The organism is Psychrobacter sp. GTC18467 (assembly GCF_055397455.1).
This window is the reverse complement of record NZ_AP038920.1, coordinates 2,227,463-2,242,247: the sequence shown is the minus strand read 5'-3', so window position 1 is coordinate 2,242,247 and position 14,785 is coordinate 2,227,463. Positions and strand designations below refer to the sequence as shown.

Annotated in this window: 14 protein-coding genes; 6 read left to right on the top strand and 8 right to left on the bottom strand. The window is 46.8% G+C overall.

What is annotated here, in order from left to right:
* The first annotated feature begins 6 nt into the window (after positions 1-6).
* Positions 7-1,197 (top strand): glycosyltransferase, encoded by a 1,191-nt coding sequence (locus ACZ5XY_RS10000; protein WP_464741274.1) that lies wholly within the window; start codon positions 7-9, stop codon positions 1,195-1,197.
* 81 nt (positions 1,198-1,278) lie between these two features.
* On the opposite strand, the gene ACZ5XY_RS09995 is transcribed toward ACZ5XY_RS10000, so the two are convergent.
* Positions 1,279-2,763: an NAD-dependent succinate-semialdehyde dehydrogenase gene (locus tag ACZ5XY_RS09995; RefSeq protein WP_464741272.1), complete on the bottom strand. Its 1,485-nt coding sequence runs from the start codon at positions 2,761-2,763 to the stop codon at positions 1,279-1,281.
* A gap of 327 nt (positions 2,764-3,090) precedes the next feature.
* On the opposite strand from ACZ5XY_RS09995, the gene ACZ5XY_RS09990 reads away from it, so the two are divergent.
* From ACZ5XY_RS09990 to ACZ5XY_RS09970, 5 genes are all read left to right on the top strand, one after another.
* Positions 3,091-4,851 (top strand): FMN-binding glutamate synthase family protein, encoded by a 1,761-nt coding sequence (locus tag ACZ5XY_RS09990; protein WP_464741270.1) that lies wholly within the window; start codon positions 3,091-3,093, stop codon positions 4,849-4,851.
* 172 nt (positions 4,852-5,023) lie between these two features.
* Positions 5,024-5,800, top strand: a complete 777-nt coding sequence (locus tag ACZ5XY_RS09985; RefSeq protein ID WP_464741268.1) for a phosphodiester glycosidase family protein — start codon at positions 5,024-5,026, stop codon at positions 5,798-5,800.
* A 105-nt stretch (positions 5,801-5,905) separates the two neighbouring features.
* Positions 5,906-6,997, top strand: coding sequence for a redox-regulated ATPase YchF (gene ychF / locus ACZ5XY_RS09980; protein ID WP_464741266.1), 1,092 nt, complete (start codon positions 5,906-5,908; stop codon positions 6,995-6,997).
* A gap of 131 nt (positions 6,998-7,128) precedes the next feature.
* Entirely contained in the window at positions 7,129-8,535 is a 1,407-nt protein-coding gene (locus ACZ5XY_RS09975) for a deoxyguanosinetriphosphate triphosphohydrolase (protein WP_464741264.1), read from the top strand.
* A 44-nt stretch (positions 8,536-8,579) separates the two neighbouring features.
* The gene (locus ACZ5XY_RS09970; RefSeq protein WP_464741262.1) at positions 8,580-9,266 is read left to right on the top strand and encodes a TetR family transcriptional regulator; all 687 of its coding nucleotides are present in this window, start codon (positions 8,580-8,582) and stop codon (positions 9,264-9,266) included.
* 24 nt (positions 9,267-9,290) lie between these two features.
* On the opposite strand, the gene gspK is transcribed toward ACZ5XY_RS09970, so the two are convergent.
* The 7 genes from gspK to tsaA form a co-directional block, all read right to left on the bottom strand.
* A complete protein-coding gene (gene gspK / locus ACZ5XY_RS09965) occupies positions 9,291-10,343 on the bottom strand; it encodes a type II secretion system minor pseudopilin GspK (protein ID WP_464741260.1) in 1,053 nt (350 codons plus the stop codon).
* Positions 10,340-11,107, bottom strand: a complete 768-nt coding sequence (gspJ, locus tag ACZ5XY_RS09960) for a type II secretion system minor pseudopilin GspJ (RefSeq protein ID WP_464741258.1) — start codon at positions 11,105-11,107, stop codon at positions 10,340-10,342. The genes gspK and gspJ overlap by 4 nt, the downstream gene beginning before the upstream one ends.
* Positions 11,108-11,115: 8 nt before the next feature.
* Positions 11,116-11,532, bottom strand: coding sequence for a type II secretion system minor pseudopilin GspI (gspI, locus tag ACZ5XY_RS09955; protein WP_464741256.1), 417 nt, complete (start codon positions 11,530-11,532; stop codon positions 11,116-11,118).
* Positions 11,533-11,550: 18 nt separating this feature from the next.
* Positions 11,551-12,243 carry a prepilin-type N-terminal cleavage/methylation domain-containing protein gene (locus ACZ5XY_RS09950; RefSeq protein WP_464741254.1) on the bottom strand — a complete coding sequence of 231 codons (693 nt, stop codon included), beginning with the start codon at positions 12,241-12,243 and terminating at the stop codon, positions 11,551-11,553.
* Positions 12,194-12,880 carry a TetR/AcrR family transcriptional regulator gene (locus ACZ5XY_RS09945; RefSeq protein WP_464741252.1) on the bottom strand — a complete coding sequence of 229 codons (687 nt, stop codon included), beginning with the start codon at positions 12,878-12,880 and terminating at the stop codon, positions 12,194-12,196. The genes ACZ5XY_RS09950 and ACZ5XY_RS09945 overlap by 50 nt, the downstream gene beginning before the upstream one ends.
* A gap of 111 nt (positions 12,881-12,991) precedes the next feature.
* Entirely contained in the window at positions 12,992-13,780 is a 789-nt protein-coding gene (locus tag ACZ5XY_RS09940) for a TatD family hydrolase (RefSeq protein ID WP_464741250.1), read from the bottom strand.
* A gap of 153 nt (positions 13,781-13,933) precedes the next feature.
* A complete protein-coding gene (gene tsaA / locus ACZ5XY_RS09935; RefSeq protein ID WP_464741248.1) occupies positions 13,934-14,737 on the bottom strand; it encodes a tRNA (N6-threonylcarbamoyladenosine(37)-N6)-methyltransferase TrmO in 804 nt (267 codons plus the stop codon).
* Positions 14,738-14,785 lie beyond the last annotated feature (48 nt).

Sequence of the window (14,785 nt, the reverse complement as noted above, 5' to 3'; positions counted from 1 at the left end):
TTTTTTATGATTGTCATGCGCTTGTTGTCCTCGCTAAAACACAATGAATCTGAGCGCGGGATTTTTCATTTGGGGCGTGCACTGGTTAAAAATGGTCACACGTCCATTATCGTCTCAAGCGCCGATTATGAAGATGATTTGGTCAAACGTTTGGAGCGTGAAGGCAGCCTTTATCATCAGTTGTTTATGAACAAAAAGTCGTGGCGCTCGCTGCTGCGGGTGCTGCCGCTGCGCAGGCTTATTGAGCGCTACCAACCGGACATCATTCACGTTCATTCAAGAACGCCGGCTTGGGTGCTGCATTTGGCGCTGCGGCATGCAAGGGTCGCCAAAAAACCAAAATTGGTGTCCACCATGTACGGTTTTTATCCGATTAATAAATACTCGCAAGCGCTTCTTGATGTCGATACCATCATCACCGTATCAAACAGTGTGACCCGCTATTTAAAAAAACGCTTGCGCCGCGAGCATCTTGCGCCGCGAGTGATTAAGCGCATTTATCGCGGTGTGGACACCCGAATTTACCCTTATCGCCACAACCCATCCGTGTATTGGCTCAAGCATACTTTTGCTGAATACCCTGAACTTGAGCACAAAAAATGGCTGGTGTTTCCCACCGTTATTGGCAGTGAATACGGTCAAGAATGGCTGATTGATATTTTAGGTAATTTGCAGGAGCAGTTTCCCGCCATTCACGTCATTATTATGGATGAAGACCACAGAGCAGGCGATGTGCCGCACGAGGACTTTCGGCAACGCAGCACAGCGCTTGGACTGGCGCCAAGAATTACCTACGTTGGCAGCCGCCGCGATGACATGCGCGAGTGGCTGTCAGCGGCAAATATTGTCCTTGCCCTTGCCAACCAGCCTGAATCTATCGGCATGAATGCCTTGCAAGCCATTCATCTAGGAACACCGGTCATCGGTTGGGACCAAGCGGCTTATAGCGAAATTTTAAAACCGCTATTTCCTGAAGGACTGGTCAAAAAGCATAACGCCAAAGCCCTTTGTAAAACGGTTAGAAATCAGCTTGAAAGCGTGACCCGACCGGACATGACCAACAAATTTACCATGCGTGAAATGATTAATGAAACCCTTGCCCTTTATCAATCGCTATATTTGCAAAGTCTTGAAGAAGAGCGAGAAAAACAAAGCCTCAAGCGCAAAACAAAACGCTTAAAATATCCGTTAAAATAGCCTTAGCAACTGACAGCGCTATCAGCACTTTTTTCTAAAAATTTTACCAAAATACTGATAGCTTTTAACCTTATCAACAACCTATTGAATATTGGCGCACCAATATTTGGTGACCACGTACTCGTCAATGCCGTATTTTGAGCCTTCACGACCAAATCCGGACTGCTTGATGCCGCCAAAGGGCGCAACCGCCGTTGAAATCATGCCAGTATTGTGACCGACCATGCCATATTCTAGCGCCTCCGTCACCCGCCAAGCTTGCGCAAAATCACGGCTGTAAAAATAAGCCGCCAAGCCAAAAATAGTATTATTTGCCTCTTTAAGCGCTTCCTCTTCCGTGCTAAATTCAAAAATCGGCGCCACAGGACCAAAGATTTCTTCATGGGCAAGCTGCATGTCTTCGGTGACATTGCTAATCACCGTTGGGTTAAAGCTTAATTCGGACGCGTTATTTTTATCGCCACCGGTGAGGATTTTGGCGCCTTTATCGACAGCATCTTTAAGTAAGCTTTCCACCTTTTCAAAGGCATCGTGATTGATTAAAGGACCAATGTCCACGCCTTTATCCATGCCATTACCAACGGTCAGCGCTTGAACTTTTTTGCTAAAAATGGCTAAAAATTCCTCTTTAATGCTGCTTTGAACAAAAACGCGGTTGGCGCAAACGCAGGTTTGACCGGCGTTTCGGAATTTTGAGGCTATCAAGCCCTCCGCTGCTGCTTCTAAATCGGCGCTTTCAAAAACGATAAATGGCGCGTTACCACCAAGCTCAAGCGACAGCTTTTTAACCGTTGGCGCACATTCTGCCATCAGTTTGCGACCGATTTCCGTGGAACCGGTAAAGGACAATTTTTTCACCCGCGAATCACTGGTCAATACCCCGCCGATGACCGACGCTTTTCCGGTCACCACTTGAAAAACGCCTGCCGGAATCCCTGCTTTTTCTGCCAATACCGCAAGCGCTAAAGCTGAAAATGGCGTTTCGGTGGCAGGCTTAACAATCATCGTGCAGCCAGAAGCAAGCGCGGGCGCCGCTTTTCGGGTAATCATCGCCGCCGGAAAATTCCAAGGGGTAATCGCCGCGCAAACGCCCACCGGCTGCTTTAAAATCACGTAGCGCAAGTCGCTGTTTTCCGCCGGAATGGTGTCGCCATAAACGCGCTTGCCCTCCTCGCTAAACCACTCAATAAAGCTGTTGGCATAAGTCATCTCGCCGCGTGACTCAGTAAGCGGTTTGCCTTGCTCAGCGGTCATGATAATGGCCAAGTCTTCTTTATTAGCCTCAATCAACGCTGACCATTTTTTTAGCAACAAACTGCGCTCTTTTGCCGTTTTTTGTGCCCAAGCCACTTGCGCGCTTTGCGAGGCGGCAACGGCATCTTTAATATCGTTTTCGGTTAAGCTTGGGATTTGACCAATAACTTGACCATTAAATGGATTGGTCACCTCAATGGTCTCGCCGCTGCTCGCGTCATGCCAGCCATCTTTAAAATAGCAGTGCTGCTGAAACAGTTCAGGATTGCTTAGAGATAAGTTGTTGATTGAGGAGTCATTATTTTGAGTCACAAGAGTGTCCTTATTTAAAATATCGTTATAAATTTTATGAGGGTTAAAAAATTACCTTTCTATCTTAAGCTACCCTACCGCCTTGTTTGCCGCTTATCTTTACGTATTTTGTTAATTTTGCCGTTTATTTTCCTTGTTATTTTAACTGGAAAAGTTTTGTTTAAAAAAAGTCTTACGCGATTGTTAACCGCGCTTGCAAGCCGTTACCAAATATATGGCTTAGCTGTGCTATAATTGCGAGCACTCCGCGGCTTTTTAGTCGCTTTTTTATTTAGCGTTGTAAATATTATTTACTCGTTTATTTAAGTTTAAAAACTTGAGAGTGCCATGCCCCAATCCAGAACCAATTTAAACCCCAAACCCAAACAAAACTTCCCTTACGTTATTGGGCTGCTTTTGCGCTACGGCGTGTTTGCCGCCGCCATTGTGCTGTTTTTGTTGGGCGTCATCTTGGTCAATTGGTGGCTGTTTGTCATCGGCGGCATTGGCGTAGGGCTTGGGATTTACGATTTAATTCAGCGCAAACACGCCATTTTATACAACTATCCGGTGGCAGGTCACATTCGCTATATTTTGGAGGATTTTCGTCCCGAAATTCGCCAATATTTGCTTGAAAATGACAAAGAGCAAGTGCCATTTTCACGCCAGCAGCGCGCCCTTGTCTATCAGCGCGCCAAAAACGTCAGCGACACCAACGCCTTTGGCACCCTTGATGATTTATATGAGCACGGCAAAGAGTGGTTTTTGCAATCAGCCATCAATCAGCCGATTAAAGATACTGATTTTCGAATTACCGTTGGCGGTGAGGACTGCGCTCAGCCTTATGACATGTCGGTATTTAACATCTCGGCAATGAGCTTTGGTAGCCTATCAGCAAACGCCATTATGGCGCTCAACCAAGGCGCAAAAATGGGCAATTTTACCCATGATACTGGCGAGGGCGCTATTAGTCCTTATCATCGCAAATTTGGCGGTGATTTGATTTGGGAGCTTGGCACCGGCTACTTTGGCTGCCGCGATGACAACGGTCATTTTAATCCGGAAACTTTTGCCAAACAAGCCGTTGACCCGCAAGTAAAAATGATTGAAATTAAGCTGTCGCAAGGTGCCAAACCCGGTAAAGGCGGCGTGCTGCCAAGCGAAAAAATTACCGAAGAGATCGCCGCCACGCGTCACGTGCCGATGGGTCAAGATTGTATTTCGCCCTCCTCGCATTCAGCGTTTAGCAACCCTTATGAGATGGTCGAATTTTGGCAGCAGCTTCGCGAATTGTCCGGTGGAAAACCGGTGGGCTTTAAGCTTTGTATCGGTCAGCCGTGGCAATTTATGGCGATTGTTAAAGCGATGATTGAAATGGACAATTATCCTGATTTTATCGTGGTTGATGGCGCTGAAGGCGGTACGGGCGCCGCTCCGGTTGAATTTATGGACAGCGTTGGCATGCCGCTTATTGATGGCTTTTTACTGGTTCATAATACCCTTGTTGGCGCCGGAATCCGCGATAAAATCAAGCTTGGCGTGAGTGGCAAAATCGTGTCTGGATTTGATATTGCAAGGATGCTGGCACTTGGCGCGGACTGGTGCAACTCCGCTCGCGGCTTTATGTTTGCCGTTGGTTGTATTCAATCGCGCTCGTGTCATACCAACACCTGCCCGACCGGCGTTGCCACCCAAGACCCATTTCGCCAAAGGGCGCTTGATGTTCCAAGTAAAGCGGAGCGCGTAGCAAGCTTTCATAAAAATACCTTAAAGTCACTTGCCAGCATTGTTGGCGCAGTGGGACTTAGCCACCCAAGCCAATTGCAGCCGTACCATATTGCAAGGCGGCTTGAGGACGGTCAAATTAAGCTGTTATCAAAGTACTATTATTTTACCGATGAAGGCGCACTTCTTGACCACAGCGCCCGCTCTGATGTGTTTAACCAAATGTGGGTGATGGCCGATCCAAGCAGCTTTTTACCCGACCACGACGCGCTCATTGCGTATAATAAAGACTCGCGCGACAAGGGCAAAAATACCAAAGCTCAATCCATGAAAACGGTAAATGCGCCGCTATCAAAACCGCGGCAACTTAGCGCTCAGTCTTAACTTTAAGACTAAGCAGCTTGTCACTTAATTTACCATTCAGTTTGAAATAGGGGATTTAAAAAACGGTTTATTCCCCTATTTCAAAATTTGTTTTCAATCGCCATTTGATTATCCGCCATTAAAAATTTATTATTTATTTCCCCATTGATTGCCAGTTATAGATTGATATTTTATGCCGCGAGCTTCTTTTTTCCCGATTGTTGCGATCACCACTGCCGCCCTACTTGGTGGCTGCAAACAGGATCTGAGCCAAATTGTTGATTTTGATGACGACCCCACCACTTGTAGCCAGCAAAATGAGCCATTTGCCTATAGTATTTGCACCACCACCAGCGATAAATTGCAGCTGTTTTGGCAAAATGAGCAAGACAAACCGCTACTGACCTTTGATAACGTCATCAATCATTTAAAAACTGCCAAGCTTGATTTTGCGATGAACGCCGGAATGTACGATGAAAAATTTGCGCCGATTGGCTATACCGTCATTCAAGGTCGCGAGATTCATAGCTTAAATACCAAAGATGGCGGCGGCAATTTTCATTTGTTGCCCAATGGGGTGCTTTGGTGGGATAAATCGGGTCACATTGCTGTTGAGGAAAGCCGAGCGCTTGATAACAAATTAAAAACTCAGCAAATCAAGCCGTGGTTTGCGACCCAATCAGGACCCATGCTGGTTATTAACAATGAAATTCATCCCAAATTTAACCCAGACAGCACCTCAAAAAAACCGCGAAATGGCGCCGGCGTTTGCAGTGATGGCACGGTAAAACTGGTGATTAGCGATGAGCCGGTGACCTTTTATGACTTTGCAAGCTTATTTAAGGACAATCTTGGTTGCCCAAATGCGCTATTTTTGGATGGTGGGGTGGCGTCCGCGCTGTATTCGCCAGAGCTTGAGCGCCACGACCAACAGGATATGGGGGTGATGATTGGTGCAGTGGCAAACTAATTGCCAAAACTCGCCAAAGAGCCGCTTTAGTTTGCTACAATACGCTCAATTTTTACGCCTTACTTTTTAGTATTTTTCTTTTAAAAATTTTATTGCGAGATGACTATGGGATTTAATTGCGGCATCGTTGGGCTGCCAAACGTTGGCAAATCGACCTTATTTAACGCCTTAACCAAAGCCGGAATTGCGGCGGAAAACTTCCCCTTTTGTACCAAAGACCCAAACACTGGCATCGTTCCGGTTCCTGATACGCGCTTAAAGGCACTTGCCGACATCGTAAAACCTGAGCGCGTCTTGCCAACAACGATGGAATTTGTCGATATTGCAGGGCTGGTTGCCGGAGCATCACAAGGCGAAGGTATGGGAAACCAGTTTTTAGCCAACATCCGCGAAACTGACGCCGTAGCCCATGTGGTTCGCTGCTTTGATGATGACAACGTCGTTCACGTTGATGGTCGCGTCAGCCCCATTGATGATATCGAAACGATTAATACCGAGCTTGCCTTAGCTGATTTAGAAGCGGTTAGCCGCGCTATTCACAACCTCACCAAAAAAGCCAAAGGCGGCGATAAAGATGCCCAAGCGATGCTTGCGGTATTTGAAAAAATCGAGCCGTTACTTGCCGATGGCAAGCCTGCTCGCGTTGCCAATCTTGATGCGGATGAAAAAAAGCTGATTCGCAGCTATGGCTTAATCACGCTCAAGCCGATTATGTATATTGCCAACGTGAGCGAGGACGGTTTTGAAAATAATCCGTATTTAGACGCTGTTCGTGAGTATGCCAAAGGCGATGACGCGATTGTCATTCCACTTTGCAATCAGTTGGAAGCGGAAATTGCCCAATTGGATGAGGCGGACAAAGCCGACTTTTTAGCCGAGCTTGGCATGGAGGAGGCCGGTCTTGACCAAGTGATTCGCGGCGGTTACGAGCTGCTTGATATGCAAACCTACTTTACCGCAGGGGTCAAAGAAGTTCGCGCTTGGACGGTCAAAGTTGGCGCAACGGCGCCCGAGGCGGCAGGGGTCATTCATACAGACTTTGAGCGCGGCTTTATTCGTGCTGAAGTGATTGCCTATGATGACTTTATTGAATTTAACGGTGAAAAAGGGGCAGCTGCCGCTGGCAAATCACGACTTGAGGGCAAAACTTATATCGTCCAAGACGGCGATGTGATGCATTTCCGCTTTAACGTTTAATTTTTTAAGTCGTTTTAAAGTTAATCGTAAAGCGCTTACATAGTCTTGCAAACCTCAACCAAAAGCTGGCGGCGATGTCAGCTTTTTTTGGCTATACTGATTTAAATCATTATTAAGATAAGGTTTGGGCTATGATAACAAACACGGCAATCGTATCGGTTCAGGACAAGTGGCGCAAGCTTCTGAGCAATCAGCGCTTAGGAAGTGGCGCACCATTACCCAATTCAAGCGCTCGCAGCGCCTTTCATCAAGATTATGACCGATTGGTGTTTTCGCACTCCTTTCATAAGCTCAATCAAAAAACCCAAGTTCACCCCTTAACCAATCAGCTTGGGATTCACACGCGGCTGACCCACTCGCTTGAGGTGTCCTGTATCGGGCGCTCACTTGCGATGCTGGCGGCTGAAAAGTTGCAATCGGCGCTGCCCTCGGGACTTCCAAGCGGGGTTACGCCAACCGACTTTGGGGTGGTGACGCAAGCGGCGTGCCTTGCTCACGATATTGGCAACCCACCGTTTGGTCACGCCGGTGAGTTTGCCATTCGCGATTGGTTTGCAAACCCTAAGTACAATGCCATACTTGACAACTTAAGCGCTCATGAGCAGCTTGATTTATTGGCTTATGAAGGCAATGCTCAAGGCTTTCGCTTATTGACCCAAAATGAGCACCATCCGGACAAAGGTGGCATGCGCTTAACTTGCGCCACCTTAGGCGCGTTTATGAAATATCCGTGGCTATCGGTGGACGTGAATCAAAGCTACCTTAACCAAAGTCCTGATAACTTGCAAAGTTTTAAAAAACTAAAAAAATTTGGCAGCTTTCAAAGTGAATCGGAGCAGCTTTTATTGCTTGCCGAAACGCTTGGGCTGCCACCATCGCCTTATCATGATGGCTTTGCGCGTCACCCGCTCGCTTATTTATTAGAAGCGGCGGACGATATTTGCTATGCGCTGATTGATTTAGAAGATGGCGTTCATTTAAATATGCTAAATGTCAGTGACGTCACCGCGATTTTATTTGCTATCATTGGTGAGGCGCCATCGCCGGTTCCTGAATATTCCTCAATTCGCCAGCATTTAGCCATGCTGCGGGCGCGAGCGATGATGCGCTTGGTGGGGCAGATTACCGATGTGTTTGTGGCGCATCACGACACGATTTTACAAGGTGAGCTTCAAGGTAGCCTGTTTGACCTTTGCAAAAACGATATCAAAGATGGCATCGTTGCAGCAAAACTATTGGCGCAAGCACAAATTTTTAATCACCCAAGCAAAGTCCGCATGGAGCTGACCGCCAATCAGTGCTTAAATCGCCTGCTTGATGCGTTTATACCGCTTGCTTTGGCAAAGCCGTCGCCAAGCTTTGAAGAGGAGCGATTGCGTTTGTTATTAGCGCCGCATTTACGCGAACATCGGCGCAAGCTTGGCGAGGACATTTATCAAAATATTCTGAACATTTTAGATTTTATCACCGGAATGAACGACCACGAGGCCTACCGCCTTGCCCAAGAGCTTCAAGGTCAGCTGCCTGCCAGCATTTAAAAGTTTAGCGTGAACGTGTTACAAGATTTCAAGGATACTGCGTCATGACCATCATCAGCCGCGAACAAAAAAAGCTGCAAACCCGCCATGCGTTTTTTAACGCCGTCTTAGATTTGTGCATGACCGGTCAGTCGTTCAGCTCCATCAGCCTGCGCCAAGTCACCCGTGAAGTTGGCGTCGTTCCCACCGCGTTTTATCGGCATTTTGATGACATGGAAGCGCTTGGTCAGGCACTGGTCGTTGAAGAGCTTGGCAGTACCCTTGAAATCTTGCGAAATGGGCTTCACATCGGCAAAAAACGCAGCTTTGACCGGCAAATTGCCAAAAGTATTCAGCTGTTTTTAAAAACGGTCAGCAGTGAACCGCGCTATTGGCAGTTTTTAATCAGCGAGCGCTTTGGCGGCTCAGAAGCGGTTCGCCGCGCGATTAGCGATTTGGTAAAAATGCACGCTCAAATTTTGGGCGAAGATTTGGCGCTGCAACCTGCCTTTGCCCATATCAATGCTTATGACAGACGGCTATTGGCAGAGGCAGGCGTGAATATGTTTTTTTCTTGGATTATTGATTGGCTTGAGCTGACCGATTCAGAAAATTATGACGATGAAGCCGATTTGGCAGAAATCGAAGCCAAAAAACAGCTGATGCTGCACAACTGCACGCGGCAAGCGCAAATGCTGTTTTACGGTGCTTACAATTGGAAATCAAGCGAGGAAACCAAACTTGCGGATTAAAATTTGCAAGTTAACTTAAAAACGTTAAAGTAACGGCTTAAACGCCCAAAGCCGCTGCGAAATGACCTTTACTGATTTTTTGGCAGTCTTATCGTTATTATTGTCTGCCATTGCCGTGCTATTGTCGTTGTTATTACTTTTCGTGTCGTTATTTTCGGCAAAATTGCTGATTAGCACCGTGGCAAAGCGCTGTTTTGGCGTCTCACTCGTTCCGGCTTGGGCACTAATAATGGCTAAAAACGCTTGGCTATCGACCGCAAGCATTGGCGTTAATGCCTTTTTTTGTGCCTCATCAATCAGGCTAAATGGCGGCTGCTGCCAAATGCTATCAAGACTTTCTAACGGCTGGCGTTCTCGCTGCGCCATCAGCGGCTTAACTTGCTCAACAGCTGCGCCATCTATCAGCGCGGCGAGCAACTCAGGGCTTGCCGTATTGATATTTATCGGCAAATAATACGGCACGGCGGTGATAAAAGGCTTGAGCGTTGCCAGTTTTTCCGCGTTCATCTCGGGAATGTCTTGCAGCGCATCAACCGTTAAAAAAGGCTGATTGGGAATAGTAACGTTTGGATTTTGACTGCGATAAACGAGAGCTTCCTCGCCGTCATCTTGATAAATCTCGCCATCTGGGTCTTGCCAATCAAGTATGGTGACCGCAATTTTCGGCTCTAAATCAAGACTGATAAGCAATCGCTTGAGCACGTTGAGCGCCGCCTCATCGACTTTGCCATCATGATATAAATTATTAATATTAAATTTGCGGGCTTCATCAGCAATTTGAATGCTGACGCTATGGTCACCAAAAGGTATCGGCGGCAGCGGCTGCGCCCAAAGACTTTTAGCGTGGTCATAATCGGCAAGCGCGTTATTGGCTTGAATGACGGTAATCGCAAGCTTTTGCGCGGCATGAATGTCTTGAATCAGCTGAGTTTGGTCGCGAACCACGCCGCTTTTTCGAATCATTACCTTTTGACTGGCAAGCATCGCCCCTGCTACCACGGTGATGCTAACAACAAGCAATAAAATGGTCAAAAGTGCCACGCCGCGCTGATGGTCAATCATTATTGGTTTTTTCATAGCAAACCATCCGATGGATTGCTGAATTTATTATTTGGCGGCGGCGTATTTTCGTTAGCGTTATTCGGCGATGGCGTGTTTTTATCGTTAGCGGCTTCAGTTTTTGCTAATTGCAAATCATACGTTGGGTCTGCCACAATTGCCCATTGCCAAGTAATCGGCGAATTATTATGCGAAAAAGCAAGCTGAACGCCTTTTGGTAATAATAATGGCGAGCTTTCTTGATTGTCTTGAGTATCAGCGACTGGCTCGTTACTTGGAAACGTCGTACTTAATTTGGGCAAAAATGCTTGCCAGCGCCCCTCATCAACTTGAGTCAAAATGACGCTATCAAGGCTTGCAGCACTATTTTTATCCTCCGTTAAAAAGTACTGCTTGCGAATCAGGCGCTCGTTATCAAATACATAATCGATGCGCTCAAGGGCAGGGCTTGATTGAAACCTTGGGTCGGGGTCGGCAAAGCGAACAAAGCTGAACGAATTGGCATCTAGTTTGGTAAACGGTTTTAGGTCAAGTGGCAGTTCTTGATTGTTATCTTTATTTGGCGCAATCGGGATTTGATACGGCACAATTTGGCTTAAGTCTTGCTGAAGCTGCAAATAGGCAAATTGCAACTCAGCTAAGCGCTCAGCATGGATTTGAGCGCGGTCGCGAGCGCGGTTAACGCTGTCAAACACTTGCCAACCGGACACGGCAAGCGCTGCAAATATTGCCATCGCCACCATCAGTTCCAGTAAGGTAAAGCCGCGCTCAGTTATTTTCACAACCATCCTTAATTGCTAGCAGCAAGCTTGGTCAAATCCAAACTGCCAATATCTTGGTCAGGATTGCTAAGCAGCATCGTTAAATCCGTCACCGCCCCTTTGGCTTGACCGTCAACGACGGGAGCCACGCTGATGGTGATTTGCTTGAGCGCAGGGGTCATGGTATCGCTTGGGGTCATTGCCACTTGCCATATTCTGCCTTGCTCATTCACCATTTTGGTTTGCGGTGCCTCGAGCCAAACTTCATTAATTTGCAAGTCCGCAGCGGTATTTTGAGCGACAAATTGCGCTAAGGTTTTGGTGGTAAGTACCTCAACCGAATTTAAATAAGCGCTACTGGCGCGGCTTGCAGCAACGGCAACCACCGCCAAAATTGCAAGCGCCACCATGACTTCAATTAAGGTAAACCCACTTTCGCGGCGCATAATTTATGCCTTTATTGATTATTGCTGCTGACCTTGATGAATGCTGCCATCGGGCATGATGGTGATGACCTCACCGACCAATCTTGACTGATGACGAACTTCAATGGTCACTGGTGCGGCTTGACCGGTGCCAAACCAAAGCGCCTTTGGCACATCTTGCGCCAAAAACCACGGCTGAAGCTGTCGGCGGTCCTGCACTTGCTCAAGTGACGCAATGGTCAAAGTAACGTCTGCCGGCAATGGTGGCAGCTGAACTTCAGGCGCTTCTTGCCAGCTTGGCGTCACTTTTTCGCCTTTCATCGCGGATAAACCATCAATATCAGCGCTTAACTCCATGGCGTTTTTGGTTTGCTTTTCTTGCGACTGCAGTGCTGAATAAGGATTGCTTAGTGCCACGATAACGGGGCTAACTTGACCTTCTTTATCGGCTTTTAAGGCAAGTCCCATCGGCTGCATTCGCTCAGCGGACAATAGCCGAACGTAACTAAGCGAGTCGATTAAGTGCTCATAAAATGCGCGGTTTTTTCGGGCTTCGCTGCTGCCAACCGACAAGCTTAAAAGCCCTGCAAATACTGCCAAAATCACCACGACCACCACAATTTCAACGAGGGTAAACCCCGATTGTAGTCGGCGCTGATTAGGATATAGATTAATACTTGGGCTAATACGTGGTATTGCGGTGCTCCTCGGACTCGGTATCGATTTGCTCAACCAACTCCTCTTTGTCGGCATCTAAATTATCACCATCGCTGCAAAGCGGATAAAGCTTTGGCAAATCAAGCATATGCTGAACAAACGCCATTCGCAGCGTATCACGGCGACCCAAATAACGCTGATAAAAGCTTGAATTTAACAGCCCCGCGCCGCCTTGACCCAGCGCCCAAATCGAGGACAAATAATCGCGAGCGCTCATACTGCTTTGCTGCTCTTTTAGATAAGCGCTGACAATATCAAGCAAGCGGCGCATGCGCTTTCGGCGAATGTCATAAAGCTCGCCAAACAAGCGGTTTAAGCCGGTCACCGAGGCGGCAAGACGCTCTTCAATTTGGTTAAGCAGCATCGCTTTTTGCGGGTTTAACAACTGCTGAAAAATTACCCGCGACACCCCTGCCGCTGCCCCATCGTCGATGTTATTAATTAAAAACAGCTGCTCTTCATAGCGGATAATAATTCGCAAATACAGCTCATCTTTGCTCGAAAAATGCTTATAAAGCGTGCCTTTTGCCAAATCAAGCTGGTCGGCTAAGCTGTCAAGCGTGATGTCCCCGTCTCCCGACTCAAGCAGCAACTGCTCGGCCATCGCCAAAATATTTTCTTCCCGAGTTTTAAATTGGTGTTGACGGCTCATCATCTCTCCTAAGTGGCGCGGCGTTCAGCATAGCTATTAAAAACAGCTATTAAAGTTATAGCCACTGAACACCATTGTCATAAATGACTGACTAGTCATAGCATAACCATTTTAAGCATACTGTGCCAGTAAATTTTCAAAGTTTCTTGCCGTCAATTGTCCAACGTCGTCTGTGCTCATAGCAAACATGTCCGCCAAGCAGCTTGCCACAAAGGGCACGAATGCAGGCTCATTAGGCTTGCCGCGCTTAGGAACGGGCGCTAGATAAGGGCTGTCGGTTTCAATTAAGATTCTATCTTTGGGCACTTTCATTGCTGCATCGCGAATGGTTTGCGCACTTTTGAAGCTGACAATCCCCGAAAATGAGATATAAAATCCCAAATCAAGCGCCCGTTTTGCCGTCTCCCAATCCTCAGTAAAGCAGTGAATGATGCCATGCTCGGCATTTTCTGACTTTAAAATATCAAGGGTGTCGTGTTTTGCCTCACGCGTATGCACGATGAGTGGCTTTTTCAGCGTTTGACTGGCATAAATATGGCGGGCAAGGCTTGCTTGCTGCTCGGTTTTGTTTTCCGTTGACCAATAATAATCAAGCCCCGTCTCCCCTATCGCCCAAACTTTGTCATCGCTTGCCGTTTCAATTAAACGCTCAACGGTTGCTGATTTGAGCACCGCCAAATCCTCGCAAGGATGAATGCCAACGCTCATTCCTAAATTAAGCGTATCATCGCTAAACTCATTGACGATTGCGCGGATGTCGTCAAATTCGGCAAAATCGCACATGATTGCCATCGCTCGGGTGACGTTTGCCTCTTTCATCGCCGCAATTGCCCCTGAAAGCTTGCCGTCATGGCGGCTTAAATCCAATCGGTTTAAATGGCAATGGCTGTCTGTAAACATAAAAAATCTCTTTATTTCAATGATTTAATAAAACTATCAATAAATAGCTGCTGAACTTAAAATTTCAACGCCAAATCTTTAAGCGCCTATTTTTTAAACGCTTAGCTTTTATAAAAAACATTTATCAGCAACGCAGGTTAACAAAAAAGACAGTTAACACACTTGCTTAATTTCACAAATTTGCAATTCTCCTAAACGAACTTGGCAAAAGCTCACATCAACCGACTTATAACGCATGGTAAAGACCGTGCCGATTTCGTCTTGCCGGTAAGCCGGTCGCGGGTCTTGAGCGATTAAGTCTTTAATAATTGGTAAATCCTCAAGCATTAAATTTCTTTGAATATCACCAAGCAATTGTTCGTAAGTTAACGATTTTTTATCGGCAAAAATTTTATCAATTAAAGCATCAAACTGCGCTTGCGCTGCGGCTGCCATAGTGACCAAAAGCGGCTTCGGGGCGCTTGCTGCAAAGCCAGAATTTGCCAGCGGCAGCGCATCACTATAGGCAACGTAAGGCTTAATATCAATAATCGGCGTGCCATCAATCAAATCGGCGCCGCTGATTTGCAGCATCACGCGGTTGTCAATGATCAATACCTTATCAAGTTTCACCACTGACAACCCAAGCCTTGAGGGTCTATACATACTGCGGCTGGCAAACACACCAATTTTTTGATTGCCACCCAATCGCGGTGGTCTGACTTGGGCGCGAAATTGCTTATCGGCGTTGGTGTTAGCGTTTTGAGCTGTCTTTTTAATCTCATTGTGATGAAATTGCCAAGTGAGCCAAAGATGGCTAAAATCAGCAATTCCGGCAAATGCCTCCGGCGAATCAAACGGCGAAATCATGTCAATAATCCCTGAAATGGCAACCAAATTGGGCTGTCTTGGCGCACCAAACTTTTGCGATAGCGGCGATTTTAAATAACCAATAATGGGCGCGGTATGCTCTGCCATAGTTTTCCTTGATTATGATTTGCTTTATTATGAATGGTTTAATTGACA